Genomic DNA, 25,012 nt, shown 5'->3' on the forward strand with positions numbered 1-25,012 from the left:
TTTGGGCGATTAGCTCAGCTGGGAGAGCGCCTGCCTTACAAGCAGGATGTCGGCAGTTCGATCCTGTCATCGCCCACCAATTACGGAGCAGTGGTGTAGAGGCCTAACATGCCAGCCTGTCACGCTGGAGATCGCGGGTTCGAATCCCGTCTGCTCCGCCATCTATCTGGAGTGGTACTCAAGCGGCTGAAGAGGACGGTTTGCTAAATCGTTAGTGGTCGTAAGGCCAGCGTGGGTTCAAATCCCACCCACTCCGCCATGCATACCCTGGTAGTCGGCTTACTCGCCGCCTATCTTCTCGTCGGGGCGTAGCTCAGTTTGGTAGAGCGCTACCTTGGGGTGGTAGAGGCCGCACGTTCAAATCGTGTCGCTCCGACCATTGTTACCTTCATTCTCTCAAATTTGTACATGCGGTCGTGGCGGAATTGGCAGACGCGCTAGATTCAGGTTCTAGTGGTCGCAAGGCTGTGGAGGTTCAAGTCCTCTCGACCGCACCAAATGCGGAAGTAGCTCAGCGGTAGAGCATCGCCTTGCCAAGGCGAGGGTCGCGAGTTCGAATCTCGTCTTCCGCTCCATAGGCGCCCGTAGCTCAGCTGGATAGAGTAATTGACTACGAATCAAGAGGTCGGAGGTTCGAATCCTCCCGGGCGCGCCACTTTTGCCGCCGTAGCTCAGTCGGTAGAGCGTATCCTTGGTAAGGATAAGGTCACCGGTTCAATCCCGGTCGGTGGCTCCAGTTTCAAAACGAATGAACCTGTCGGTTAATCCCGGCAGGTTTTTTTCTTTTGTGACGACGCCTCCTTAAAAAAATGACACCAGGCTTGCGTTGGTAATAACACCGTGCTATACTATCACTAGTGCGTTTCCGACAGGGGAAGGAATCTTTGGCAGCCTTGGCGTCCAGCAACATCGATGCGGATTCTTGCAGTTTTCGAAGGAGTGGGTACCTAGCCCACTCTTTCCGTTTGTAAACCCCATCCCATCGAAACCCTCACAAGAATGGATCACTTTTATTCCGGTGAAACTATGGAGAATTCTGCAAGCAGCTACTGAAACAACTTTGACTGCACGAGAACCGTAAGGAGGATCACAATGTCCGGCAAGGTGCGTTTAGAAGACCGTGTAACCGCCTGGGCGACACCGATTGTAGAAGAACTCGGATTGGAACTGGTCGATGTCGAGTGGGTGAAGGAAGGAGGGAACTGGTACTTACGCATCTTTATCGATAAGGAGTCCGGCATCGAGATGGAGGACTGCCAGGAAGTCAGTCGGCGCATCGACGAGATCCTTGACCGGGAGGATCCCGTAGCCCATGGCTATTCGCTAGAGGTGTCTTCACCCGGGATCGATAGACCGTTGAAGTCGGACCGGGATTACGAGCGGTTTCAGGGAGAGACCGTCCGCATCACCACCTTTGCTCCGGTGAACGGCGCCAAGGAACATCTGGGCGAATTGGCCGGCAAAAACGAAACTTCTATCTTGATAATGCAAAATGACGAGGAGATGGCAATCCCGCTGACGCAGGTATCCTCTGTTCGTTTATATCCTGGCTTTTAACTGACAACTGAATTAGGAGGCATCTCGATGAATGTCGAATTTTTGACTGCCCTCAAAGATTTGGAGCGGGAGAAGGGGATATCGAAAGAGATATTGATCGAAGCCATTGAGGCTGCACTTATCTCCGCATATAAGAAAAACTTCGGCTCCTTGCAGAACGTTCGCGTCCATATCGACCGGTCGACGGGCGAATTCAAGGTCTACTCACGCAAGATGATCGTAGAGGAGTTCACCGATCCTCGCGTCGAGGTTTTACTGGCAGACGCGCAAAGGATCGACCCCAATTATCAGGTCAACGATGTGATTGAGTCAGAGGTCACTCCTCGGGAATTCGGACGCATCGCCGCCCAGACAGCCAAACAGGTGGTGGTCCAACGGATCCGGGAAGCGGAACGCGGCATGATTTACGAGGAATTCTCCAATCGCGAGGGCGATATTGTCACCGGGATCGTGCAACGAACAGAGAATAAAAACGTATTTGTTGATCTAGGCAAAGTCGAAGCGCTCTTGGCGCCATCGGAACAGATGAACGGCGAAACATACCGGCATAATGATCGGATCAAGGCGTACATCGTGGAAGTGAAAAAGACAACAAAGGGCCCGCAGGTCTTGATATCCCGGACCCATCCCGGACTGTTGAAACGGCTTTTCGAATTGGAAGTGCCCGAGATCCATGACGGCACGGTCGAGTTAAAAGCCGCGTCCCGGGAAGCTGGCGCCCGTTCCAAGATCGCTGTCTATTCCAAAGATGAAAATGTCGACCCTGTTGGCGCTTGTGTGGGTCCGAAAGGAATGCGGGTGCAAGCTGTCGTCAATGAACTCAAGGGCGAAAAAATCGATATCGTCAAGTGGAATCCCGACCCGGCCAAGTTTGTGGCCAACGCCCTCAGCCCGGCCAAAGTGGTCTCTGTAGACATCATCGAAGAAGACAAGGTGGCCCGCGTCGTCGTGCCTGACTATCAACTGTCCCTGGCGATCGGGAAGGAAGGGCAAAACGCCCGCTTGGCCGCCAAACTGACAGGCTGGAAAATCGATATCAAGAGTGAAAGCCAAGCCAAAACGGCAAAGGCAGCCTTCGTCGATTATGATGAAGACTATGATGCCGAATACGAGGACTTTGATGAACAGGCTGGCGAGAATTACGACGAAGCATACGATGATGCCTATGACGAAGAGTATGACGAGGCCTACGATGACAACTACGAGGGCTACGAGGAATACCCGGACGAATACGAAGAGGGTTATGAAGAAGAGGCTGACGATGCAAAAATTCCTCAGGATCCTCCTGAGTTGACCATTGATAAAAAGCCAGGCGCCCCTACCCCTGGAGGGAAAAAATGAATCGCGTTCGTAAAATACCCCAACGGATGTGTGTTGGCTGCGGGGAGATGAGAGACAAGAAAGCGTTGATTCGCGTCGTCCGAACCCCTGAAGGTGCGATTCTTCTCGATCCGACTGGAAAAAAGTCGGGCCGGGGCGCCTATGTTTGTTCAAATACAGAATGCTTGACAAAGGCGATTAAGGCGAAGCGGATGGAAAAAGCGCTGCGCCAGCCCATATCGCCGGAGGTCGTGGAAACCCTGAAAGCGCAAATGGGAGAGGTTTGATGGTTACGGACAAGGTCCATGGATTGCTCGGTCTCGCTCGCCGGGCCGGAAAAATCGCCGCTGGAGACAGCGCGGTGGAAGCCAACCTGAAAAAGCAAAAGGTCTTCCTCCTGCTCTTCACGGAAGACGCCTCCGCTGGTGTCGTCCAGAAGTACAGTCACTGGTGTGGGGACCTGGGGATTCCGACGGCCACCTATGGTCAGAAAGAGACGATAGGCCAGGCAATCGGTCTTTCGCCTCGGACGTTGGTTGCCGTTCTCGATGAGGGTTTTGCCGGGGCAATTCATAAGGCGTTACACGAAACCACAGCCGAATCCAGCCAAATATCGCGGAGGTGACAGAATGGTCAAAAAACGAGTTTTTGAATTGGCCCGGGATTTGGGTGTTGAGAGCAAGACTCTTTTGTCCAAATTCAATGAGTTGGGTATTGATGTGAAGAATAATTTGAGCACCATTGAAGACGGTGATGTCGAGAAGATAATGCCGCTGTTCAAAGGCAAGGGCTCGGCTTCTGCCCGTTCTGGTGAAGAGCAACATAAGACGGCTCCGAAAGAGGAGGCGCTGAGAACACCGGCAGAAAACCGCCGTCCCGAAGGCCATTCCACCCGACCTGAAGGACAGAGGGGTGGAGACGTCAGACCAACCCGCCCGGAAGGACAGCGACCGGAAGGTCAACGTCCGGAAGGACAGCGCGGTGAAGCCGGTCCTCGTCCGCCCCGTCCCGAGGGACAGCGCGGCGAAGGCGGCCCCCGTCCGCCCCGTCCGGAAGGTCAACGCGGCGAAGGCGGCCCCCGTCCGCCCCGTCCGGAAGGTCAACGCGGCGAAGGCGGCCCCCGTCCGCCTCGTCCGGAAGGTCAACGCGGCGAAGGCGGTCCCCGTCCGCCCCGTCCCGAGGGCCAACGCGGTGAAGGCGGTCCTCGTCCGCCCCGCCCGGAGGGCCAGCGCGTTGAAGGCGGTCCTCGTCCGCCCCGCCCGGAAGGCCAGCGCGTTGAAGGCGGCCCTCGTCCGCCCCGTCCGGAAGGCCAGCGTTTTGACGGCCCCCGTCCGCCCCGTCCGGAAGGCCAGCGTTTCGACGGCCCCCGCCCGCCCCGTCCCGAAGGCCAACGCAGTGAAGGCGGCCCCCGTCCGGAGGGCCAGCGTTTTGATGGTCCCCGCCCGCCTCGTCCGGAAGGCCAGCGTTTCGACGGTCCCCGCCCGCCCCGTCCGGAAGGCCAGCGTTTCGACGGTCCCCGTCCGCCCCGTCCCGAAGGGCAGCGTTTTGACGGCCCGCGTCCGCCCCGTCCCGAAGGCAGCTTCGGCGGTCCCCGCCCTGGCGGCCCCGGCATGGGTCAAGGCGGTCCCCGTCCGCAAGGCGGTTTTGGCGGCCCCCGTCCCGGTGGCCCCGGCATGGGTCAAGGCGGTCCCCGTCCGCAAGGTGGCTTTGGCGGACCTCGTCCTGGCGGCCCTGGCATGGGTCCCGGCGGTCCGCGCCCAGGTGGCGGTTTTGGGGGTCCCCGTCCCGGCGGCGGTCGCCCCGGTGGACCTGGCGGCCCTGGCGGCCCCGGACGTCCGCCCATGGGTCAGGGCCGTCCCGGCGGCGGCGGCGGCCGGCCGATCCCCAAGTCGGCTATCCCCAAGCCTCCCGAAACGACGGAAGCGCCGAAAAAAGATGGCCGTCAGCGCCACGCCAACCACAAGGTGCAGCCCAAAGAACATGATCACCGCTATGAAGACCGTCCCGGCGCGAAACTGATCCATCCACGCAACCAGCCCAAAGGTAAAAAGGGCATGCGCCAGATGGAGGCGGAAGCGCCGAAGCATATCCTCATCGACGAATCGGTAACCGTGCTCGAACTCTCCCAAGCCATGGGCAAGACGGTGACCGACATCATCAAAAAGCTCATGCAACTGGGCGTATTGGCTACGATCAACCAGGAGATAGACTCCGATACGGCCTCCATCCTCGCCGCCGATTGGGGCATCACCGTCGAGGTCAGAAAATCGGTTACCGCCGAGGAAATCCTCGCCGAGGAACCGGAAGAGACTGATGAGAATCTGATTCATCGCCCGCCAGTCGTCACGGTCATGGGCCACGTCGACCACGGCAAAACGTCGCTGCTCGACGCTATCCGTGAGACCAATGTCATCGCCTCGGAAGCCGGCGGCATCACCCAGCACATCGGCGCTTATCAGGTTGAGATCGACGGCAAGAAAATCACCTTCCTTGATACGCCCGGCCACGAAGCCTTTACGGCCATGCGCGCCCGCGGCGCCCAGGTGACCGATATCGCCATCCTGGTCGTTGCCGCTGATGACGGCGTCATGCCCCAGACGGTGGAAGCGATCAACCATGCCAAAGCAGCCGGTGTGCCCATCGTCGTCGCCATCAACAAGATCGACAAGCCTGACGCCACCCCCGACCGGGTGAAGCAGGAACTGACCGAATACGGACTCGTCGTCGAGGAGTGGGGCGGTGACACGATCACTGTTCCCGTCTCCGCTAAAGCCCGCCAGAACATCGATCAACTGCTCGAGATGATCCTGCTGGTGGCCGAAGTCCAGGACCTGAAGGCCAACCCCGAACGGGCGGCCCGGGGCACCGTGATCGAAGCCCAACTGGACAAGGGACGGGGGCCTGTGGCCACTGTGCTCGTCCAGAAAGGCACCCTCAACATCGGCGATGTCATCGTCGCCGGCACGGCCGCAGGGAAGGTCAGGGCCATGATCGACGACAAAGGTCGCCGGGTGAAAAGAGCAGAACCGTCCATGCCTGTCGAGGTGCTCGGTCTTTCCGACGTTCCCCAGGCAGGGGACACCTTTAGCGTGGTGACCGAGGATAAACTGGCCAAACAGGTCATTTCCGAACGGGTCAACAAGCGCAAAGAAGAGGAACAGAAGCGGACCTCCAAGGTCTCCCTCGATGATCTGTTCAAACAGATTAAAGAAGGCCAGGTCAAGGACCTGAACGTCATCGTCAAAGCTGACGTGCAGGGCTCTGTCGAGGCTTTGAAGGGCGCTCTCGAACGGCTGTCTACCGATGAGGTTCGCGTCAACTGCGTCCATGGCGGCGTTGGCGCCATCACCGAGACCGATGTCATGCTGGCGGCAGCCTCCAACGCCATCATCCTCGGCTTCAACGTCCGTCCTGACGCCAACAGTCGGAAGGCGGCGGAAGCGCAACAGGTCGATATCCGTCTCTACCGCGTCATTTACGACGCCACCGAGGACATCAAGGCCGCCATGTCGGGCATGCTGGAACCGGAAGAGAAGGAAGTCGTTCAGGGCCGCGCCGAGGTCCGGGCCACCTTCAAAGTGCCCAAGGCGGGCACCATCGCCGGTTCCTATGTCCTCGACGGCAAGGTCACCCGCAACGCCGAGGTCCGTGTCATCCGCGACGGCATCGTCATCCATGAAGGCAAGTTGGATTCTCTGAAGCGCTTCAAAGACGATGTCAAGGAAGTCGCCGAAGGTTACGAGTGCGGTATCGGCATCGAAAACTTCAACGACATCCGGGAGCAAGACACACTCGAATTCTTCATCATCGAAAAAGTACAGCGCAAGATCGATTAACCTATACTCGTCTACATCATGATCTAAATATTGATCGTCGCACAGGGAGGGGGAGACCCCTCCCCAAGGTTATCGAGTGGAGGAGTTGACGACCATGGCCGGTCATCGGATGGCCCGCATGGCTGAAGAGATCAAACGTGAACTGGCGAGACTGCTTCGCGATGAGATGAAAGACCCTCGCCTGGGGTTTGTCAGCATTACCGCTGTCGAGGTGTCAGGCGACGGACGGCATGCCAAGGTCTTTTTCAGTGTCATGGGAGACGAAAGCGCCCGTGACAACTCTCAGGCAGCGCTGAAGCAGGCCACCGGTTTCCTGCGCACGGAACTTTCGAAGTCGTTGCGGGTCCGCTATGTGCCGGAACTGGTGTTCCTCTCTGATCCGTCCATCGAGCGGGGAACCCGGATCGCCCGGCTGTTGACCGAGATGGAGAACCATGATGATGCAGAAGCCCCCCGCTGAGGGGGAACTGGGGCAGGTGATCGCTCACCTGTCGGCAGCGTCCCGCATCCTCCTCATCGTCCACAAGGTTCCTGACGGCGATTGCCTGGGTTCGGTCAGCGCCATGCTGTCGGTCCTTCTGGCGGAAGGCAAAGAAACGGCGGCCTTCTGCGAAGACCCCGCACCTGTCGGATATCGCTTTCTGCCCAACCTCTCACGGCTGTATCACGCCGAAACCATGCCTCCCTTTCAGCCGGATTTGATCGTCGTTCTCGACAGCGCCGATCGAGGGCGGATCGGCGAGGCTGTCCGGCTGCTCGACGGAAACGCCCCTGTTGTGAATATCGATCATCATATCGGCAACAGCCGCTTCGGCGATATCAACTGGCTTGACCCCGCCGCGCCGGCTTGCGGAGAGATGATCTACACCTTGTGCCGGGAGGCCGGGTGGATGATTACGCCGGACGTGGCGACAGCCCTTTACACGGCAGTGATGACCGACACGGGCTCCTTCCAGTACGCCAACACCACGGCCGATACGCTGCGGCTGGCGGCAGAACTGCGGGATCTGGGCGCGCGGGCGAACGAGATCCGCGAAGAGGTCTATGAACGCAAACCCCTCGCCTATCTCAGCCTGTTGTCAGCGGCGCTTCCTACCTTGCAGGTGAGCGGAGAGGGCCGTGTCGCCTGGCTCCGCGTCACCGGGGAAACGATAGCAGCCTCCGGCGCCGGGGCGAACGATTGCGACGGCTTGATCAATTATCCCCGCGCCATTGACGGCGTCCAGGTGGCGCTCCTCTTCCGGGAGGTCAGCGCCGGTGAGATCAAGGTCGGTTTTCGTTCCAAGGGAGATATCGATGTCTACGCCATCGCCCGTCGTTTCGGCGGGGGAGGGCACAGGCGCGCTTCGGGGTGCACCTTTTTGGGACGATTGGAAGAAGCGGAAGCGCAGATTGTGCAGGCGGTGATGGAACAGCTTGGAACCGCTTGAACTAGAGGGATTTCTCAACCTTTTAAAACCGCCGGGTATGACCTCTCACGATGTGGTTGCCAAGGCTCGGCGCTTGCTCAAAGAGAAACGGATCGGCCATCTGGGGACGCTCGATCCTGATGCCGCCGGCGTGCTGCCCATTGCTATCGGACAAGCGACGCGCCTGGTTGAACTGGTGGCTGGCGTCGACAAGGCCTACCGGGCGCAACTCCGCCTGGGCGCCGTCACGGACAGCCAGGACGCATCAGGACGGATCGTAAAAACCGGCGCCATACCCGCCTTGTCCCGCGATGACTGGGAGGAGATGCTGCATCCCTTCCGCGGCGAAATCCTCCAGACGCCGCCGATGGTCTCGGCGGTATCCGTCGGCGGCAAACGGTTGTACGAGTATGCTCGCCAAGGGATTGAGGTGGAACGGTCTGCCCGTCCGGTGACCATCTCCCGGCTCGAGATCGTTTACTATGATCCGGCGACTCCCGAGGAGATCATCATCGATGTGGAATGTTCGGCAGGGACCTATATCCGGACGCTCTGCCATGACATCGGCCAGCGCCTGGGCTGTGGCGGCCATATGGGGTGGCTGATCCGGACGCGCAGCGGTCGCTTTTCCCTCCGGGACAGCCTCACTATGGAATCCTTGGCGGAAGGACCTCCGAGGGAGCAAATCGTCACCCCTTTTGAGGCCCTCGCCCACCTGCCGGCGCTGGAGATCGGGGAAAACCGGCTGGCAGCCCTCTCCCAGGGTTTGGCGCAGTACCTGCGCGGCGACGGCTGGTCAGAAGGCCAGTGGATCCGCATGCACCGGCGGCAGAAGCTGCTGGCGGTGGGGCAGGCGATCCGCAAGGACGAGCAGTGGTTCTGCCAGCCACGCAAAGTGTTCACCCGTCTGGAAACCAGATCGAAGTAGGTATAGGGCATGAAAACCATCGTGTACAACGGTCCCCTCGACAGCCGCTACGGGGCTGTTCATGTAGCACTGGGCAATTTTGACGGCGTCCATCTGGGCCACCAGAAACTGATCACCGAGATGGTGAAAAAGGCGCGGGCCAGCCAGGGAACGGCTGTGGTAGCGACCTTTCACCCCCATCCCCTGCGGTTGATCCGGCCCGAAGCAGCGCCCAAATTGATCACGCCGATGGAAGTGAAGGCCGGCCTATTAGGACGCCTCGGCGTCGACATTGTCCTCACCTTGCCCTTCAATCCGGACCTGGCCAAGCTGTCACCGGAGGAATTTGTGCAGCAGGTGCTTCATCAAGACCTGCGGGCCGAGTCCGTTCTGGTCGGTTTCAACTACAGTTTCGGTCGTGGCGGCAAAGGCACGCCCGAACTGCTCTGGGAACTGGGTCACCGCCTCGGGGTCCGTGTGCGGGTGATCGACGCCGTGACCATCGCCGGTGAGCCGGTCAGTTCCACGGCTGTACGGGCTGCTTTGGAGAAGGGCGACATGGAGCGGGCCGCCGATCTGCTGGGTTATACGCCGATCCTGCGTGGTCCAGTCGTTCCCGGTGATCAGCGGGGGAGGAACATCGGTTTCCGGACGGCGAACATAGAACTGCCGCCGGAGCAGTACCTGCCTGCCCGGGGGGTCTATGCCGCCTGGGCGCGTTCGGCAAGCCTTCCCGAGGGGGTTTTGGCGGTCGTCAACATCGGTGTCAAGCCGACCTTTGGCATGGGGTTGGCCGAGACGGTGGAGGCTCACCTGATCGATTTTGAAGGCGACCTGTACGGACAGACATTGACGCTGCACCTGTTGCAGAGGATGCGTCCAGAGATGCGCTTTCAAAACCCCGAACAACTGGTGGAACAGATTCACACAGACCTCCAGGATACGCGGCATTTTTTCCACGCCCAGCGGGAACATATCTTTCCGAACCGGATCATAGAAATATAAACACCGAAATATACAACCGGGTCAACGCGCGCTTGACAAGCGGCCTTTTTTCGACGGCTCTCTGATTATCTCGCCTTTACTTCATAAATTGGCTGTGCTACAATGTCACTTGTGACTCCGGGGAAGGAGGCGCCCATGGGACTGCCGTTGATTGACGAGCATCACCAGCAACTCCGCTCCATCGCCGGCGAGGTGGCCCACATCTGCGCCAGCGAGGAATTCCTGGCTTTGAAGTCCGAACTGGAGCTGCTCTACCGGATGGCGGGAGCAGAGGAACCGGCGCGGTTGGCCTTTCAGGACGCCCTGTACACTTTGTTGAATGACAAAAGCGACGGCGCCTGATCGGTGGTAGAGAGTCATGCAGCGCGTGATCGTAACTGACCATGCCCGCAGACGGCTGTACAACCTGCGCCAGGATCGCATCTCCGTCGTTGACATCGAAACCGCAGCCCATGAAATCCCCGGGCATATCCCGACAGCGACCCGCTTTCGCGGATTTGTGGCCCGTTCCGGCAGGGTCTTTGATCTCGTCATCAAAGACATCGCCACCGGGCGGCTGGTGATCACCATCATCGGCAAATGAAATCTGTTCCATCGGCTCAGATTGCCGACCCTCCGACGGCTTTCTTGGCTTTTGGAGAATATGAGTAAGGAGGTGACATGGATGGCATTGGACAACGTGCGCAAGCAGGAGATCATCGGCAAGTTCAAGCAGCATGAAAAGGACACCGGATCTCCGGAAGTGCAGGTCGCCATCCTCACGGATCGGATCAACTACCTGACGGGGCACCTGAAAACCCACAAGAAGGATCATCACTCCCGCCGGGGTCTGTTGAAGATGGTTGGTCAGCGCCGGAATCTGTTGGCTTATCTGAAGCGGACCGATATCGAGCGTTATCGCAAGCTTGTGACCGAGCTTGGGCTTCGTCACTAAAAAAATGGAAAGAACGGGGAAACCCGTTCTTTCTTGCGTATGGGCGAGTTTTTTTCATTATGGAAGGAAATACTAACATATACGTCGAATATCTTAATGTTTATGAGAGGAGGGTATATTTCCTTGCAAGTATTCTCCATGGAAATTGCCGGACGCACCCTGACGGTTGAGACGGGGCGGGTAGCCAAACAGGCCGGCGGCTCTGTGCTTGCCCGTTACGGCGATACGGTCGTGCTGGCGACGGCGACAGGCTCCAAAGAGCCCCGGCCAGGCATTGACTTTTTCCCCTTGACTGTCGACTATGAGGAGCGTCTCTACGCGGTAGGAAAGATACCGGGCGGTTTCATCAAGCGGGAAGGTCGCCCCACCGAAAAGGCCATCCTGTCGGCGCGGTTGATCGACCGGCCAATCCGTCCCCTGTTCCCCAAAGGTTTCCGCAACGATGTCCAGGTTGTGGCGACTGTCATGTCGGTGGACCAGGACTGCCCCCCCGATATCGTCGGCATGATCGGCGCTTCCTGCGCCCTCAGCCTGTCCGATGTCCCCTTTGAAGGTCCCATCGGCGGCGTTCTTGTCGGACGGGTCGACGGCAAGCTGCTGATCAACCCGACGATGGAACAGGCCGAAAAGAGCGATATGCATCTGGTCGTGGCTGGCACGAAGGACGCCGTGATGATGGTGGAAGCCGGCGCCAACGAGGTGCCCGAAGAAGACATGATCGAGGCGATCATGTTCGGCCACCAGGAGATCCAGCGCATCGTCGCCTTCCAGGAAGAGATGATGGCTGCCGCCGGCAAGCCGAAGCGGGAAGTGCCTCTGAAACAGATCAACCCTGAAGTGGATCAGGCTGTGCGCGAATATGTGGGCGACAAGCTGCTCAACGCCATCCAAAACCCGGACAAGCTGTCCCGGGAAGCCGATATCCAGGCAGTCATGAAGGAGACGGCGGAGGTGCTGCTTCCTCAGTTCCCTGAAGAGGAGAAAGGCATCCGCGCCGTTCTCGATACCATGGAAAAAGAGATTGTCCGCAAGCTGATCACTGTGGACAAGCAACGGCCTGACGGGCGGAAGGTGGATGAAATCCGGCCTATCTCCGTCGAGGTTGGCATCTTGCCCCGCACCCATGGCAGCGGCCTTTTCACCCGCGGCCAGACCCAGGTGCTCAACGTCTGCACCCTCGGCACCATCGCCGACCTGCAGATCCTCGACGGTCTCGGCGTGGAAGAATCAAAGCGCTACATGCATCACTACAATTTCCCGCCCTACAGCGTCGGCGAGACGCGTCCCATGCGGGGACCGGGCCGCCGCGAGATTGGCCACGGCGCTCTGGCTGAGCGGGCGCTCCTGCCGGTGATCCCCTCGGAAGACGAATTCCCCTACACCATCCGTCTCGTCTCCGAGGCGGTGGAATCGAACGGTTCCACATCGATGGCCAGCGTCTGCGGCTCCACCCTGTCGCTGATGAACGCCGGCGTACCGATTAAAAAGCCAGTCGCGGGCATCGCCATGGGCCTGATCAAAGAAGGGGAACACTTCTCCATCCTCTCCGACATCCAGGGCATGGAAGATCACCTGGGCGACATGGACTTCAAGGTGGCCGGCACCGCCGACGGTGTGACGGCGCTCCAGATGGACATCAAGATCCAGGGCGTCAGCCGGGAGATCCTCACCCAGGCGCTGCAGCAGGCGAAAGAAGGCCGCCTCTTCATCTTGGACAAGATGCTGGCCGTCATCGACAAGCCGGCGACGGAGATGTCCCCCTATGCGCCGCGGATCATCACCATGTCCATCGACCCCGACAAGATCCGGGAAGTCATCGGCCCCGGCGGCAAGGTGATCAACAAGATCATCGCCGAGACGGGCGTCAAGATCGACATCGAAGACGACGGTCGCATCTTCATCGCCGCCACCGACACAGAGGCTGCCAACAAAGCCGTCCGCATCATCGAGAGCATCACCGCCGACGTGGAAGTGGGCAAGGTCTACACGGGCAAGGTGACGCGGATCATGAACTTCGGCGCCTTTGTTGAGGTCCTGCCCGGCAAGGAAGGCCTCATCCACATCAGCCAACTGGCCGAGGAACGGGTGGCCAAGGTGGAGGATGTGGTCAAGATCGGTGACGAGGTGACCGTCAAGGTCGTCGAGATCGACAAACAGGGACGGGTCAACCTCTCCCGTAAAGAGTTGCTCAAGGCCAACAAACCGGCTGTGACCGGCGGCGCCCGGCCTGACGAGATGCGCAAACGGTTCTGATCAAGAACCGTTTGCGTCCCGCAAAGGGTCATTACCCGGTCAAATCGCTCAACCCACTGAGCGATGCAACGATATCGAGAACTGATGTGAACAGGCAAACTCAGCAACGAGTTTGCTTTTCTCGTTTTCGCCTTCTCGCCGGCCTGGCCCAGGCATAGATTTCTAGGGATCAGAGCCGTGCGAAAGGGGGAGAACCATGCGCACCCTCTTCATCCCCTGGACATTTTTGCGGGTGCTCCTGACCCTGACCGTTGTCTGCCTGCTGCTGGCCGGCATGACCCAATATGTGATCACGCTGAACCGCGACGTTTCCGAGACGACCGGTCGAGGCGACGTCGAGGGCGTCGTGCGGCGAGGACCGCCGGTGAACAAGGTGGCCTTGACGATCAATGTGGACTGGGGCCAGGAACACATCCCGGCGCTGCTCGACACCCTTTCCCGCCATCAGGCCAAGGCCACCTTTTTCTTTACGGGCCGATTCGCCGACAAGTTCCCCGAATATGTAAAGAAGGTCCATGAGGCCGGCCATGAGGTGGGCAATCACGGCTACTCTCACCCCCATCCCACACAGATCGGTGATGCCGCCAACCGCCAGGAGATCCGGCGGACCCATGCCGCCCTGGAGAAATTGACCGGCCACGCGCCCAGGTGGTTCGCGCCTCCCTATGGAGAACATGACCAGCGGCTGGTGACGGTTGCCAGGGAGGAGGGCTATGGGCTCATCCTGTGGACCGTCGATTCGGCCGACTGGCTCAAGCCGTCGCCCCAGGACTGGATGAAGCGCGTCACGGCGGGAATCGGGCCGGGCGCCCTAGTGCTGATGCATCCAACCCCGTCGACGGCCCAGGCGCTGCCGTCGCTGCTCAAGTACATGGAGGAAAAAGGCTGGACGGCAGTCACCATGACCGAATTGATGGCGCCAGCCCAATAACCATAAAAACCGTGATCCGGTGCAATAATAAACCCGGCAGTTGCTTGCCGGGGAGGAAGATAACTTGGTCTTTACAAGGGGAACCTGCCGGATCACGGGAAAGACGCTGGTGCTGTTCTTGTGCTTGTCTCCGTTCCTCGTCTTAGGCGGACCGGCCGTGTGCGGCGCCAGTCCCCAGGTCACGGCGGACGCGGCGGTGCTCATGGACGCTGAAACGGGAAGGGTTCTCTTTGAGCGGCAGGCGCACCAGCCACGGCCCCCGGCTTCGACAACCAAGATCGTGACGGCCTTGCTGGGATTTGAGTTCGGCGATCTGGAAGACGAGGTCATCATCAGCCAAAAGGCCGGGAGCACCGGGGAGGCCAGCATTAACCTCTTTCCCGGCGAGCGGGTCGCCCTGGGCGATCTGCTGACCGGCGCGCTGGTTCGGTCTGGGAATGACGCCTGTGTGGCCATCGCCGAACACGTCGCCGGCAGCGAGGAGTTTTTCACCCTGTGGATGACAGCCAAATCGCGCATCATGGGCGGACGATCGAGCCAGTTTTTCAACACCAACGGACTGCCCCACAAGCACCACTGGTCAAGCGCCTATGATCTGGCCGTGGTGGCCCGTGAAGCGATGCTGCTTCCTGAGTTTGCCGCCACCGTCAAAAGCCGCCGTGCGACGTTGAAAAACCGGCAAGGGTGGCCGAAGGAGATTAAGAACACGAACGCCTTGCTCTGGTCGTACCCTTTTGCCGACGGCGTAAAAACGGGCACGACACGGGCGGCCGGCGCCTGCTTGGTCGCCTCAGCCACAAAAAACAACCGCCAGTTGATCGCCGTCGTGTTGCATTCGGACGATCGTTTCGGCGACAGCCTGCGCCTCTTTGAATACGGCTTTAACCAGTTGAGGTAAACCGGGAAAGCTCCCGGTCTTTTTCATCACCCTTTGGAAGCGTCTGCCGAACCGTTGACAGCGAGTCGCCGGGCTGATACACTTCGGGGTACTTGAGCGAAAGCTCCCGTCCCCTTCCAGGGGCGGGATGGCGCCGTAAATGGGCTTCTTGGATGCCTTCAGGAGGAAAGAGATGGTTCACAAGACAGTGTTGCCGAACGGAGTCCGGATTGTGATGGAGCCGATCTCCCATGTGCGTTCCGTGGCATTGGGCATCTGGGTGGCTACCGGATCGAGGGACGAAGAGCCCGCCTTGACGGGTGTATCTCACTTTATCGAACACATGCTGTTTAAAGGCACGGACAAGCGGACGGCCAAGGACCTGGCGGAAGTGCTTGAAGCGGTCGGCGGTCAACTGAACGCCTTTACATCGAAGGAATACACCTGCTACCACGCCAAAGTCCTGGACGATCATTTCGATCTGGCCCTTGACGTCCTGGCCGATATGTTTTTTCACTCCCGCTTTGAAGGGGAAGACATCGAACGAGAACGCCGGGTGATCCTTGAAGAGATCAAGATGTATGAGGACTCCCCCGACGAGTTGGTCCATGATCTGCTGTCCGATGCCATGTGGCCGGTCAGCGCTCTGGGGCGCTCGATCCTGGGAACGGTCGAATCAATCCAGGCGATGCAGCGAGAGCGCCTGCTCAGCCACTTCCAGTCGGAGTACTCAGCTGACCGGACTGTCATCGCCATCGCCGGCTCCATCGACCCGGAAAAGACGCTGGAGAAGGTAAAGGCCTATTTTGCCGCTATGGAAACGTCCAAGCAAACCTATCGGCGCTCCCGGCCAGATATGCTGCATAAGAGCGTTTTTCAGCACAAGGATGTGGAACAGGTCCAGATCTGCCTGGGCACCCAGGGCCTGTCCCAGGAGCACCGCGACATCTACGCCATGCACGTCCTGAACAACGTCATCGGCGGCGGCGCCTCGTCCCGGCTGTTCCAGGAGATCCGGGAGAACCGCGGCCTGGCTTACTCCGTTTATTCCTTCCATTCGGCCTTTTCCGACTCGGGTATGTTCGGCCTCTATGCCGGAACAAGCCCAGACTTCGCCGAAGAGGTCATGGAAATCTCCCTGCGCGAAATGGCTCGCATCCGTGAAGAGGGGATCCGTCCCGAAGAATTGAGAAGGACCCAGGAGCAGATCAAAGGGAGCCTCTACCTCGGCCTGGAGAGCGTCAACTCGCGGATGACGCGCCTCGGCAAGTCGGAGGTCTGCTACAACCGCTTCGTCCCCCCGGAAGAGGTGATCGAGCGGGTCTATGCGGTCACCCTTGACGATGTGACAAAGGTTGCCCGCGATCTCTGGACACCGGAGCAATGCGCCCTCGCTGTCGTCGGCGCCAAGCCGCTGGCGGTAGAACTGTCCGAGCTGCTGCAAAAAACGGGCTGGTAAAAACGCTTCTCCGCTGATTCCTTCTCCGCTCCTCGTATCTCGTTCCCTTCTTGCTTCTATTTTCTGGAATCGGCGCGTATAGTGGGGTAAGGGGGACAAGGAGGGGGGGCGCCGATGCGTCTCAGCGAGTTGGTGGGCAAGGAGATCGTCAATCTGACAACAGGCGAGCGTCTCGGCGCCGTCGGAGATTCGGATCTGATCATCGACGAGTCGAGCGGCGAGATCGACGCCATCATTCTGCCGCCACGAGGCAACTTTGGCGGCTTTTGGTCTGACCGTGAACCGCTGATCATTCCGTGGGACGCGATCGTCAAGGTGGGCGCTGAGGTGGTCATCATGGAACTGGACGATACCTACCGGCGAACGTCCCGACGTTTTTCCTTTTAACTGTTCTTTCACTGTTGACGTTCGGGGATGTCCCGTGATACCATCAACCTAATCAACTGAATATACCTCCCAGTGGAGAGGTAGAGGCGCGGTCTGTCAAGAGTACCTGGAGGAGTCCGACGGTGGACGATGATACCGGAGGGAAAGGGGCAACCGCCGAAGTTTGGAGCAACCGTATTGCTCACAGACTGGGGCCGGGCATAAGATGTTCGGAACTGCCATCTGGTGATTCGACCGGATGGAGCGCTATCCAATCGTACGGGGACGGTGGAATCCAGCTTCCGAATGTTATTTTTTGGGGGCACCGCCTGAACTCCATGCGGTGTTCCCTTTTTGTATTTCTTTTTATGGGGGATGGGCCATGTCAGAGAGGATTAGAGTCCTGGTCAGCGGCGCCAGGGGGAAAGTGGGCCGAGAGGTAATCAAAGCGGTCCTGGGAGACAACACATTGGAACTGGTCGCCGCCGTCGATCACAACGGTGTCGGAGAGGACGCCGCCGTCTTGGCCGGTCTGCCGGCCTGCGGGGTCTTGCTGCAGGGCGATCTGGCTGCGGCGATTACGGAGACACAGCCACAGGTGATGGTGGACTTCACCAGCCCGGCATCGGTCATGGAAAACGTCCGCATCGCCCTGATGGCTGGCGTGGCGCCCGTCGTCGGGACGACAGGCCTATCGGCAAAAGACATGGAAGAGATCGCCGAGTGGGCCGCCGCCAAAGAGATCGGATGCCTGATCGCGCCCAATTTCGCTATCGGCGCGTTGCTGATGATGCGCTTCGCCCGTGACGCGGCCCGCTTCTTCCCCAATGTGGAGATCATCGAATACCACCACGATCAGAAGTTGGATGCGCCGTCCGGAACGGCCATTAAGACAGCAGAGTTGATCCGGGAAGAACGGCGGGCGATCCGGCAAGGGCATCCGGAGGAGGAAGAAAAAATCGCCGGTTCCCGTGGCGGCGAATTCGATGGGATGCGGATCCACAGCGTCCGCCTGCCGGGTCTGGTGGCCCACCAGGAGGTCATCTTCGGCGCTCTGGGTCAGACCTTGTCGATCCGCCACGATTCGATCAGCCGTGAATCCTTCATGCCCGGCGTTTTGGAGGCCATCCACCGGATCGGCGCCTACAAAGGCCTGATCTACGGGCTCGACAAGATCATCTTTTAAGCATTACAACGCTCTTTGACAATCACATTCTGCACACCTCTCAGCGGGTTGCCTCATATATTAAAAAGAGTTTCACTGTTTATGGTGGAGGAGGTTTTGAACACCCATGACGACCCTTCAAGGAATCCCTTTGGCGGTGATAGGAGGGGACGCGCGGGATCAGATCCTCGTACGCCGCTTGGCTGAGCGGGGCGCGACGGTCGATGTGATCGGTTTGCCTATGGAGGAAACGGAACGGGTGCGGATCGTGGAAGACATCCCGAAGGCCCTGGCGGGAAAAGCGGCGCTCCTTCTGCCCATGCCGGGCGTTGACCTTGAAGGACGCGTCTACGCGCCGCTCCATCATCAACCCCTTCGCCTGGAGGCGGCTCACATGGCCTTGCTGGCGCCCGGCGTCCCCCTCTTCGTCGGGGTGGCCCGGCCCATCCTGCGCCAGATGGCCCAGTCCTGCGGCCTCTCCCTGATTGAAGTGGCTGAACTGGACGAGGTGGCGATCCTGAACTCGGTGCCCTCCGCAGAGGGCGCCCTGCAGATCGCCATGGAGAAACTGCCGATCACGATCCACGGCAGCTGCAGCATGGTGCTCGGCTTCGGCCGGTTGGGCCTCACCCTGACCCGTCTCTTACAGGCTATGGGATCACGGGTGACCGTCGTTACCCGCGATGGAGGACACCGGGCCAGAGCATGGGAGATGGGCGCCGCCGCCGAGCCTTTATCGGCGCTGGCCAACCTCCTGGCGAAGACAGATATCGTCTTCAACACCGTCCCGGCCTCTGTGCTGGGCGAAAGGGAACTGGCAGCCACGAACCGTGAAGCCCTGATCGTCGACCTGGCCAGCGCGCCGGGAGGGACTGATTTCGAAGCGGCCCGCCGCTTGGGAATCGAAGCGCTGCTCGCCCCCGGCTTGCCGGGGAAGGTGGCGCCGAAGACGGCCGGAGAGATCCTGGCCCGCGTCTATCCCGACCTGATCGCGCGGCATGTCCCTCGCAGAGACGGGTAACACCCCCGGGAGGTGTGCAGGATGCCTTTGCAAGGAGTTCGCATCGGTTTTGCCATCACCGGATCCCATTGCACCATCGCCGATGTGCTTCCCGTTGTAACCCGGCTGGTGGCTGAAGGGGCCGTTGTGACGCCGATTTTTTCCGAAACAGTGACACAGACGGACACCCGCTTTGGGCCATCATCCAAATGGAAGGAAGAGATGGAGCGCATCACAGGACAGAAGGTGCGCGGCACCATCGTCGAAGCGGAGCCGATCGGACCGCAAAAGTTGCTGGACATCATCGTCATCGCGCCATGCACCGGCAACACCCTGGCCAAACTGGCCAATGGGATTACCGATACGGTCGTGCTCATGGCGGCCAAGGCGCAGTTGCGCAACCTATGTCCCGTGCTGTTGGCCATATCGACCAATGACGGCCTCAGCAACAACCTAAAAAACATCGGCATGCTGATGAATATGAAAAACGTGTACATGGTGCCTTTCGGCCAGGATAACCCCATGACGAAAGCCAACTCGCTCGTCGCCCGGATGGAACTGATTCCGGAAGCGATTGAGGCGGCGTTGCAACAGCGGCAGATTCAGCCGGTGTTGCTCGCCAACCCGTCATAAATTATCGCCGCAGGCGCCGGTCAAGGAGGAGCTAACAGATGAAAAAATACAATGTGGCCATTGTCGGAGCGACTGGCGCCGTCGGCCAGGAACTGTTGAAGGTGCTGGCCGAACGGAACTTCCCTGTCGGCGAGCTCCGGCTCCTGGCCAGCGCCCGCTCGGCCGGGAAAGTCATCTCCTACCAAGGTCAAGAGTATACCATCGGCCTCACCGACGAAAAGGCCTTTGCGGGCATTGACATCGCTCTCTTTGCCGGCGGGTCGGCTTCGACTGAATTCGCCCAGGCGGCTGTCGAAGCCGGCGCTGTCGTCATCGACAATTCCTCGGCCTTCCGCATGAATCCCGAGGTGCCCCTCGTCGTTCCCGAGGTGAACCCGGAGGATGTGGACTGGCACAAGGGGATCATCGCCAACCCCAACTGCTCCACCATCATCATGGCTGTCGCCCTGAAGCCCCTCCATGACGCCGCCGGCATCGAGCGGGTCGTCGTCTCCACCTACCAGGCCGTGTCAGGCGCCGGCAAAGAAGGCATCACCGAACTGACCGAACAGACCGGCCAGGTCCTGCGCGGCGAACCGGCGGAACCGAGTGTCTTCGCCCATCCCATCGCCTTTAACCTGATCCCCCATATCGATGTCTTCCAGGATGGGGATTACACCAAGGAAGAATGGAAGATGATCAAGGAAACCCGGAAAATCATGCACGAAGCGGATATGCGGATCACCGCCACCACCGTCCGGGTTCCCGTCTACCGGAGTCATTCCGAATCGATCAACATCGAATTTAAGCGGAAAATCACTGCCGCTGAAGCGAAGGAAGTCCTCGCCAACGCACCAGGTGTCATCGTGATCGACGATGTGCAGAACAAACAGTACCCGATGCCTCTTTACACCTCCGACAAGGATGAGGTCTTTGTGGGCCGGATCCGGGAGGACCTTTCCATCGATAAGGGCCTCAACCTCTGGGTGGTGGCCGATCAGATCCGGAAAGGCGCGGCGACCAACGCCGTTCAGATCGCTGAAACACTGATTCAACGAAATCGGATCTAACCCTTCCCCAGCGGCGGCAACCGGGAGTGAGACTCGTTGAGGATTGCCGTCCTAAAATTCGGGGGAACCTCTGTCGCCAACGAAACAAAGCGAAATCATGCGGTGCAACGAATCCGGGAAGCGCTGGAGGAAGGCCGCCGGGTGGTTGTCGTCGTATCGGCCATGGGCCGCAAGCCGGAACCGTACGCCACAGACACGCTGCTCTCGCTGGTGCAGGAGGTCGACCCTGAACTTCCGCCGCGCGAGAAGGATCTACTGATGGCCTGCGGGGAGATCATCTCGTCTGTGGTCATGACCGCCAGCCTGCGCAGGGCAGGGATAGAGGCGACCAGTCTCACCGGTTGGCAGGCCGGCATCGTTACGACAGAGCAATTCGGCGAAGCGCGCATCCAGCGGGTCGAGGTCGGGCGCATCCGCCAGGAACTGGAACAGGACCGGGTGGCTGTTATCGCCGGCTTTCAAGGGGCAAGCGAGAATGGTGAGATCGCCACCCTCGGCCGCGGGGGCAGCGATACGACGGCAGTGGCCGTCGGGGCGGCCCTGGGGGCCGAGGTGGTTGACATCTTTACGGACGTGAAGGGCGTCTATACGGTTGACCCCCGGCTGGTGAGCGACGCGCGCATCCTCACCTACGTCTCCTACCAGGAAGTCTGCCAACTGGCTCAGGAAGGGGCGAAAGTCATTCACCCCCGCGCCGTCGAGATCGCCATGAAGAACCACCAGTCTGTCCGCGTCCGCAGCACCGAACTTCCCGACAAGGGAACCCTCATCTGCGCCCCCCATCACGCAGGCGACGATTATTGTTGCGACCGCCTGATCACAGGCATCGCCCATATGGCCCCGATCACGCAGATCAAGGTGAATACGTCCCAGTGGCCCGATCCGGCCTTGACGGGGCAGACGGTCTTTCAAGCCCTGGCAGAAGCAGAAATCAGCGTCGATTTCATCAATGTCCACCCAGCAGCGGTCATCTTCACCGTCCCTGACGAGATCACGGCCAAAGCGACACGGGTGCTGGAAGAACTGGGGCTTTGCCCTGAAGTCCGCCAGGGTTGCGCCAAGGTGGCCGTCGTCGGCATCAATATGACCGGCGTCCCCGGCGTGATGGCCCAGATCGTCGTCGCTCTCAACCGGGAAAAGGTGCCGATCCTTCAGTCGGCCGATTCCTACACCACCATCTGGTGCCTCATCCCCATCAAGGATTTAACAGTGGCCTTGAACGCCCTGCACCGGCAGTTTTGCCTGACATAAAGAAGCCAGCCCTTTCGAACCGGCTCTTGCCTATCTGAAAGAAACTGCCTTTCCGAAGGCGCAGCCGACCCCAAACCGGAGAAAAGGAGAGAACGATAGAATGGAATTTGGCAGACTGATTACAGCCATGGTGACACCATTCAATGACCGCCTGGAGGTCGACTACGCCCGGGCGGCGGAGTTGGCCAATTATCTGGTGAATACGGGGTCGGACGGCATCGTGGTGGCCGGCACGACCGGCGAGTCGCCGACCTTGACGAAGGACGAGAAGATCCGCCTCTTTTCCACCGTTGTGGACGCCGTGGGCAATCGCGCCAGCGTCATCGCCGGCACCGGCTCCTACGATACGGAGGCGACCATCGAACTGAGCCGCAAGGCCAAGGAAGCCGGCGTCGACGGCCTGCTGCTCGTTGGCCCTTACTACAACAAGCCGCCCCAAGAAGGCTACTACCGGCATTTTGCCGCCGTCGCCAAGGCGGTGCCCCTGCCGATCATGCTCTACAACATCCCCGGCCGGACCGGCTCGAACATCCTCCCGGCCACAGTGGAGCGGCTGATGGCCTTTGACAACATCGTCGCCATCAAGGAAGCGGCCGGCAGCATGGATCAGGTGTCCGAAGTGGTCCGCCTGGCCCGGCGCGACTTCAAGGTCTATTCCGGCGACGATTCACTGACCCTGCCCATCCTCTCTGTCGGCGGCCACGGCATCGTCAGCGTCGCCGGCCACCTCGTGGGCAAGGAGATCCAGAAGATGATCGCCGCCTGCATCAACGGCAACATCCCGGAAGCCGCCCGGATCCACCAGGAACTGTATCCGCTCTTCAAGGGCCTCTTCATCACCTCCAACCCGATCTGCGTCAAGGCGGCCCTCAACCTGCTCGGCCGTCCTGTCGGCGGTGTACGGCTGCCGCTGGTGGAGGCCAACGACCAGGAAGTGGCGGCCATGCGGCAATTGATCGATACCTATGGACTGGACGCCTCCTGTGAAGAGACTGTGGCGTAAGCCTGTTTGAGATGTCTCGGTGATTCGGTGAGGCGCCGGCGATTGCGGATACTCATGGTGATCTACCTGATTTTTTCGGTTTTTTGCTCTCCCTTCGGGAGGGCTTATTTTTTTGCCTTTGACGTAGAATGACGAACCGGGAAGGGCGCCCTCAGGGAAAACTTGTATCCCTGGCGCAATGCTTGTATAATAATAAAGCATGGGTTGTACGGTTTGGTTTTTGAGGTTTGCGGTGGCGGCGGGGCCGGATAAAAAAGCAAGCCTCGACTCAAAAATCCGAACAAAACCCTTCCAAATGAGGGAGGGCCTTTTTGTTGTGTCAAGAGTTATATATCGGAACGAGGATTTGTGATGAGAAGAAGAGGAGGAATGCTATGGGCGCGGGGGAAAAAGTAAGCATCATCCCCTTAGGCGGTTTAGGCGAGATCGGCAAAAATATGACCATCATCAAAGTGAATCAGGAACTGCTGATCATCGACTGCGGGATCATGTTTCCCGAAGATGAGATGCTCGGCATCGACGTGGTCATCCCCGACATCACCTACCTGATCGAGAACCGCGATGCCATCCGCGGCATCATCTTGACCCACGGCCACGAGGACCATATCGGCGCGTTGCCCTATATGCTCAAAGAACTGAAAGTGCCTGTCTACGGCACTCGACTCACGCTGGCCCTGGCAGAAACCTATCTGAAAGAACAGAACATGCAGGCGGCAACCGTCTTTCATACGGTCAAACCGAGGGAAATCATCCGCATCGGCGCTTTTCGCGTCGAATTCATTCGTGTCTGCCACAGCATCCCCGATGCGGTCGCCGTGGCGATCCACACCCCCGCCGGCGTCATCCTCCATACGGGCGACTTCAAGTTTGACCAGACCCCTGTCGACGACGAGGCCACCGACTATTACCGCCTGGCCCAACTGGGCGAGTCGGGCGTGCTCGCCTTGCTCTCCGACTCCACCAATGCGGAAAAAACGGGGTTCACCCCTTCGGAAAAAGCCGCCTACGGCAAGTTGGAAGAGGTCTTTCGCTTGTCCAAGGGCCGGATCATCGTCACCACCTTCGCTTCGTCCCTCTACCGGATCCAGCAGGCCTTTCAAGTGGCGGCCCGCTACCGCCGCAAGGTCGTCGTCGTCGGCAAATCGATGCAAGAGGTGGTCCAGGTGGCCCGCGCCAACGGCTACCTGGAAATCCCGCCAGGCACTCTTTGCGATGAAGACAACTGGAGCGCCATCCCCCATGACAAATTGGTCCTGCTGACGACCGGCCACCTGGGTGAACCCATGTCCGGCTTGATGCGAGGCCCCTGGACCGATGCGCGGTTGAGCAACTACCAGCCGGGCGACACGGTGATCATCTCGGCCAGCCCTGTGGCGGGCAGTGAAAAATCGGTCCACCGGACCATCGACGGACTCTGCAAGCTCGGCGCCGATGTCTACCATGAGGCGTCGGGCGGCCACATCTCCGGCCATGCCAGCCAGGAAGAACTGAAGATGATGATCAACCTGATCCGGCCGAAGTACTTCGTCCCCATTCAGGGCGAGTACCGCATGCTGATCCGCCATGCGAGAGTGGCCCGCGATGTGGGCGTGTCCTCGGACAACATCTTTGTGCTGGAAAACGGTCAGGTCCTCGAACTGACGCCGAAAAAAGGCAGCCTGGCCACTCGGGTGGCCGCCGGCCGGGTGCTCGTCGACGGTCTCGGCGTGGGCGATGTGGGCAACATCGTGCTCCGTGATCGCCGCCAGTTGTCCCAGGACGGCATCCTGATCGTCGTCATCACCATCAGCAAGGAATCGGGACAGGTCGTCGCCGGACCGGACATGGTCTCCCGCGGCTTCGTCTATGTGCGAGAAGCGGAAGAACTGATGGAAGAGGCCAAGATCAAGGTGCGCCAGGCCTTGGAAAAGTCAGGCGAGCGCCGCGTCACCGAGTGGGCCGCCATCAAGACGAATGTCCACGACGTATTGTCCAAGTTTTTATATGAAAAAACCCGCCGTCGCCCCATGATCCTGCCGATCATCATGGAAGTGTGACCTCCCGTTGGCGAATGGTTC

23 protein-coding genes, 8 tRNA genes, 1 pseudogene and 1 riboswitch are annotated in these 25,012 nt (G+C 59.5%); all 32 genes and pseudogenes read left to right on the top strand.

Annotation, left to right across the window (positions count from 1 at the left end; translation table 11 throughout):
- The first annotated feature begins 3 nt into the window (after positions 1-3).
- Positions 4-79, top strand: a tRNA-Val gene (locus GTO91_RS15480).
- Between the two features lie 5 nt (positions 80-84).
- Positions 85-161 (top strand) — tRNA-Asp (locus GTO91_RS15485).
- 7 nt (positions 162-168) lie between these two features.
- A tRNA-Ser gene (locus tag GTO91_RS15490) sits at positions 169-259 on the top strand.
- A 43-nt stretch (positions 260-302) separates the two neighbouring features.
- Positions 303-379: transfer RNA gene (locus tag GTO91_RS15495), tRNA-Pro, on the top strand.
- A 31-nt stretch (positions 380-410) separates the two neighbouring features.
- Positions 411-497: transfer RNA gene (locus GTO91_RS15500), tRNA-Leu, on the top strand.
- Between the two features lie 3 nt (positions 498-500).
- Positions 501-575: transfer RNA gene (locus tag GTO91_RS15505), tRNA-Gly, on the top strand.
- Positions 576-578: 3 nt separating this feature from the next.
- Positions 579-655 (top strand) — tRNA-Arg (locus tag GTO91_RS15510).
- Positions 656-660: 5 nt separating this feature from the next.
- Positions 661-736, top strand: a tRNA-Thr gene (locus tag GTO91_RS15515).
- A 356-nt stretch (positions 737-1,092) separates the two neighbouring features.
- On the top strand, positions 1,093-1,557 hold the full coding sequence (locus GTO91_RS15520) for a ribosome maturation factor RimP (protein WP_161259641.1): 465 nt from the start codon (positions 1,093-1,095) through the stop codon (positions 1,555-1,557).
- A 27-nt stretch (positions 1,558-1,584) separates the two neighbouring features.
- The gene (gene nusA / locus GTO91_RS15525) at positions 1,585-2,898 is read left to right on the top strand and encodes a transcription termination factor NusA (protein WP_161259642.1); all 1,314 of its coding nucleotides are present in this window, start codon (positions 1,585-1,587) and stop codon (positions 2,896-2,898) included.
- Positions 2,895-3,164 carry an RNase P modulator RnpM gene (gene rnpM, locus GTO91_RS15530; RefSeq protein WP_161259643.1) on the top strand — a complete coding sequence of 90 codons (270 nt, stop codon included), beginning with the start codon at positions 2,895-2,897 and terminating at the stop codon, positions 3,162-3,164. The genes nusA and rnpM overlap by 4 nt, the downstream gene beginning before the upstream one ends.
- Positions 3,164-3,502, top strand: coding sequence for a L7Ae/L30e/S12e/Gadd45 family ribosomal protein (locus GTO91_RS15535; RefSeq protein ID WP_161259644.1), 339 nt, complete (start codon positions 3,164-3,166; stop codon positions 3,500-3,502). The genes rnpM and GTO91_RS15535 overlap by 1 nt, the downstream gene beginning before the upstream one ends.
- Positions 3,503-3,518: 16 nt before the next feature.
- Positions 3,519-6,713: pseudogene (gene infB, locus GTO91_RS15540) on the top strand (translation initiation factor IF-2); the annotation flags it as partial.
- A gap of 94 nt (positions 6,714-6,807) precedes the next feature.
- Complete coding sequence (rbfA, locus tag GTO91_RS15545; RefSeq protein WP_161259646.1) at positions 6,808-7,173, top strand: 30S ribosome-binding factor RbfA; 366 nt, start codon at positions 6,808-6,810, stop codon at positions 7,171-7,173.
- Complete coding sequence (locus GTO91_RS15550; RefSeq protein ID WP_161259647.1) at positions 7,151-8,143, top strand: DHH family phosphoesterase; 993 nt, start codon at positions 7,151-7,153, stop codon at positions 8,141-8,143. Before rbfA ends, GTO91_RS15550 begins: the two co-directional genes overlap by 23 nt.
- The gene (gene truB, locus GTO91_RS15555; RefSeq protein WP_161259648.1) at positions 8,130-9,050 is read left to right on the top strand and encodes a tRNA pseudouridine(55) synthase TruB; all 921 of its coding nucleotides are present in this window, start codon (positions 8,130-8,132) and stop codon (positions 9,048-9,050) included. Before GTO91_RS15550 ends, truB begins: the two co-directional genes overlap by 14 nt.
- 9 nt (positions 9,051-9,059) lie before the next feature.
- On the top strand, positions 9,060-10,034 hold the full coding sequence (locus GTO91_RS15560; protein WP_161259649.1) for a bifunctional riboflavin kinase/FAD synthetase: 975 nt from the start codon (positions 9,060-9,062) through the stop codon (positions 10,032-10,034).
- A 135-nt stretch (positions 10,035-10,169) separates the two neighbouring features.
- On the top strand, positions 10,170-10,376 hold the full coding sequence (locus GTO91_RS15565) for a hypothetical protein (RefSeq protein WP_161259650.1): 207 nt from the start codon (positions 10,170-10,172) through the stop codon (positions 10,374-10,376).
- 16 nt (positions 10,377-10,392) lie between these two features.
- On the top strand, positions 10,393-10,617 hold the full coding sequence (locus GTO91_RS15570; RefSeq protein WP_161259651.1) for a hypothetical protein: 225 nt from the start codon (positions 10,393-10,395) through the stop codon (positions 10,615-10,617).
- An 87-nt stretch (positions 10,618-10,704) separates the two neighbouring features.
- Entirely contained in the window at positions 10,705-10,968 is a 264-nt protein-coding gene (gene rpsO / locus GTO91_RS15575; RefSeq protein ID WP_328793826.1) for a 30S ribosomal protein S15, read from the top strand.
- Positions 10,969-11,070: 102 nt separating this feature from the next.
- Positions 11,071-13,221, top strand: a complete 2,151-nt coding sequence (locus GTO91_RS15580; protein WP_161259653.1) for a polyribonucleotide nucleotidyltransferase — start codon at positions 11,071-11,073, stop codon at positions 13,219-13,221.
- 196 nt (positions 13,222-13,417) lie between these two features.
- On the top strand, positions 13,418-14,152 hold the full coding sequence (locus GTO91_RS15585; protein ID WP_161259654.1) for a polysaccharide deacetylase family protein: 735 nt from the start codon (positions 13,418-13,420) through the stop codon (positions 14,150-14,152).
- A 64-nt stretch (positions 14,153-14,216) separates the two neighbouring features.
- Positions 14,217-15,050 (top strand): D-alanyl-D-alanine carboxypeptidase family protein, encoded by an 834-nt coding sequence (locus tag GTO91_RS15590; protein WP_161259655.1) that lies wholly within the window; start codon positions 14,217-14,219, stop codon positions 15,048-15,050.
- Between the two features lie 172 nt (positions 15,051-15,222).
- Entirely contained in the window at positions 15,223-16,488 is a 1,266-nt protein-coding gene (locus GTO91_RS15595; RefSeq protein ID WP_161259656.1) for a M16 family metallopeptidase, read from the top strand.
- A gap of 114 nt (positions 16,489-16,602) precedes the next feature.
- Positions 16,603-16,875, top strand: coding sequence for a YlmC/YmxH family sporulation protein (locus tag GTO91_RS15600; protein WP_161259657.1), 273 nt, complete (start codon positions 16,603-16,605; stop codon positions 16,873-16,875).
- A gap of 73 nt (positions 16,876-16,948) precedes the next feature.
- A riboswitch (Lysine riboswitch) is annotated at positions 16,949-17,132 on the top strand.
- Positions 17,133-17,236: 104 nt separating this feature from the next.
- Positions 17,237-18,040 (top strand): 4-hydroxy-tetrahydrodipicolinate reductase, encoded by an 804-nt coding sequence (gene dapB / locus GTO91_RS15605; RefSeq protein ID WP_161259658.1) that lies wholly within the window; start codon positions 17,237-17,239, stop codon positions 18,038-18,040.
- 106 nt (positions 18,041-18,146) lie between these two features.
- On the top strand, positions 18,147-19,040 hold the full coding sequence (gene dpsA, locus GTO91_RS15610; RefSeq protein ID WP_161259659.1) for a dipicolinate synthase subunit DpsA: 894 nt from the start codon (positions 18,147-18,149) through the stop codon (positions 19,038-19,040).
- A gap of 21 nt (positions 19,041-19,061) precedes the next feature.
- Positions 19,062-19,652, top strand: a complete 591-nt coding sequence (locus GTO91_RS15615; protein ID WP_161259660.1) for a dipicolinate synthase subunit B — start codon at positions 19,062-19,064, stop codon at positions 19,650-19,652.
- A 38-nt stretch (positions 19,653-19,690) separates the two neighbouring features.
- Positions 19,691-20,701 (top strand): aspartate-semialdehyde dehydrogenase, encoded by a 1,011-nt coding sequence (locus GTO91_RS15620; protein WP_161259661.1) that lies wholly within the window; start codon positions 19,691-19,693, stop codon positions 20,699-20,701.
- 36 nt (positions 20,702-20,737) lie between these two features.
- Positions 20,738-21,952 (top strand): aspartate kinase, encoded by a 1,215-nt coding sequence (gene dapG / locus GTO91_RS15625; protein WP_161259662.1) that lies wholly within the window; start codon positions 20,738-20,740, stop codon positions 21,950-21,952.
- Between the two features lie 100 nt (positions 21,953-22,052).
- Positions 22,053-22,955 carry a 4-hydroxy-tetrahydrodipicolinate synthase gene (dapA, locus tag GTO91_RS15630; RefSeq protein WP_161259663.1) on the top strand — a complete coding sequence of 301 codons (903 nt, stop codon included), beginning with the start codon at positions 22,053-22,055 and terminating at the stop codon, positions 22,953-22,955.
- A gap of 374 nt (positions 22,956-23,329) precedes the next feature.
- Positions 23,330-24,991: a ribonuclease J gene (locus GTO91_RS15635; RefSeq protein ID WP_161259664.1), complete on the top strand. Its 1,662-nt coding sequence runs from the start codon at positions 23,330-23,332 to the stop codon at positions 24,989-24,991.
- The last annotated feature ends 21 nt before the right edge of the window (positions 24,992-25,012 follow it).

This window comes from Heliomicrobium undosum (genome assembly GCF_009877425.1).
Classification (GTDB): domain Bacteria; phylum Bacillota; class Desulfitobacteriia; order Heliobacteriales; family Heliobacteriaceae; genus Heliomicrobium; species Heliomicrobium undosum.

What these genes read in the sequence shown, in the direction of transcription:
- GTO91_RS15520 (WP_161259641.1), top strand. Translation starts at nt 1,093, where the DNA reads ATGTCCGGCAAGGTGCGTTTAGAAGACCGTGTAACCGCCTGGGCGACA.
- nusA (WP_161259642.1), top strand. Translation starts at nt 1,585, where the DNA reads ATGAATGTCGAATTTTTGACTGCCCTCAAAGATTTGGAGCGGGAGAAG.
- rnpM (WP_161259643.1), top strand. Translation starts at nt 2,895, where the DNA reads ATGAATCGCGTTCGTAAAATACCCCAACGGATGTGTGTTGGCTGCGGG.
- GTO91_RS15535 (WP_161259644.1), top strand. Translation starts at nt 3,164, where the DNA reads ATGGTTACGGACAAGGTCCATGGATTGCTCGGTCTCGCTCGCCGGGCC.
- rbfA (WP_161259646.1), top strand. Translation starts at nt 6,808, where the DNA reads ATGGCCGGTCATCGGATGGCCCGCATGGCTGAAGAGATCAAACGTGAA.
- GTO91_RS15550 (WP_161259647.1), top strand. Translation starts at nt 7,151, where the DNA reads ATGATGCAGAAGCCCCCCGCTGAGGGGGAACTGGGGCAGGTGATCGCT.
- GTO91_RS15560 (WP_161259649.1), top strand. Translation starts at nt 9,060, where the DNA reads ATGAAAACCATCGTGTACAACGGTCCCCTCGACAGCCGCTACGGGGCT.
- GTO91_RS15565 (WP_161259650.1), top strand. Translation starts at nt 10,170, where the DNA reads ATGGGACTGCCGTTGATTGACGAGCATCACCAGCAACTCCGCTCCATC.
- GTO91_RS15570 (WP_161259651.1), top strand. Translation starts at nt 10,393, where the DNA reads ATGCAGCGCGTGATCGTAACTGACCATGCCCGCAGACGGCTGTACAAC.
- GTO91_RS15580 (WP_161259653.1), top strand. Translation starts at nt 11,071, where the DNA reads ATGAGAGGAGGGTATATTTCCTTGCAAGTATTCTCCATGGAAATTGCC.
- GTO91_RS15585 (WP_161259654.1), top strand. Translation starts at nt 13,418, where the DNA reads ATGCGCACCCTCTTCATCCCCTGGACATTTTTGCGGGTGCTCCTGACC.
- GTO91_RS15595 (WP_161259656.1), top strand. Translation starts at nt 15,223, where the DNA reads ATGGTTCACAAGACAGTGTTGCCGAACGGAGTCCGGATTGTGATGGAG.
- GTO91_RS15600 (WP_161259657.1), top strand. Translation starts at nt 16,603, where the DNA reads ATGCGTCTCAGCGAGTTGGTGGGCAAGGAGATCGTCAATCTGACAACA.
- dapB (WP_161259658.1), top strand. Translation starts at nt 17,237, where the DNA reads ATGTCAGAGAGGATTAGAGTCCTGGTCAGCGGCGCCAGGGGGAAAGTG.
- dpsA (WP_161259659.1), top strand. Translation starts at nt 18,147, where the DNA reads ATGACGACCCTTCAAGGAATCCCTTTGGCGGTGATAGGAGGGGACGCG.
- GTO91_RS15615 (WP_161259660.1), top strand. Translation starts at nt 19,062, where the DNA reads ATGCCTTTGCAAGGAGTTCGCATCGGTTTTGCCATCACCGGATCCCAT.
- GTO91_RS15620 (WP_161259661.1), top strand. Translation starts at nt 19,691, where the DNA reads ATGAAAAAATACAATGTGGCCATTGTCGGAGCGACTGGCGCCGTCGGC.
- dapA (WP_161259663.1), top strand. Translation starts at nt 22,053, where the DNA reads ATGGAATTTGGCAGACTGATTACAGCCATGGTGACACCATTCAATGAC.
- GTO91_RS15635 (WP_161259664.1), top strand. Translation starts at nt 23,330, where the DNA reads ATGGGCGCGGGGGAAAAAGTAAGCATCATCCCCTTAGGCGGTTTAGGC.